Raw genomic sequence first — 503 nt, forward strand, 5'->3', positions numbered from 1 at the left:
TCACTATATCTTAGCTCACACATGGAGTTCATGATCTTCTTGTATATTCCCTTGAAAGTCGTTTTGTTATAGTAATTTTTATTCTGATCTTTCATCTTATATAGTCCAATGTAGTTCTTCAAATACTTGTCTGATATCCCTCTATATCCATGCAAAAACAATTCAATAGACGAATGCAATCTATTGACCTTATCCAATGTATATCCGTCCTTTTCTTTCTTGCCTGATGGTATCTTAATCCATTTGACTCCTAACTTTTTCATCAGTCCATGATATGAGCGTAAGCTGTCACTGACAACTGTACATTGTGAAGGAATTTTGTCTTTATATATTTCATAGAGATTCTTGGTATGTATTCTTCCTCTTTCTGATACCTGTATCACTTTATTGTTGTGCTCATCTATGGCACAGACAATGTTTCTCTTCTGATCGCTGATTCCTCTTTTCTTCTTTGATTCTTTATCTTCAACTGTTATTCCAGGATGTTTAACATCTGAAAGTTT

Annotated in this window: 1 protein-coding gene; it reads right to left on the reverse strand. The window is 33.6% G+C overall.

What is annotated here, in order from left to right; genetic code table 11:
• Positions 1-503 (reverse strand): transposase (locus tag B5E79_RS13315; RefSeq protein ID WP_206393237.1); only part of this gene is annotated, 503 nt, incomplete at both ends.

It is taken from the genome of Massilimicrobiota sp. An134, from assembly GCF_002160815.1.
GTDB classification, from domain to species: domain Bacteria; phylum Bacillota_I; class Bacilli_A; order Erysipelotrichales; family Coprobacillaceae; genus Allocoprobacillus; species Allocoprobacillus merdigallinarum.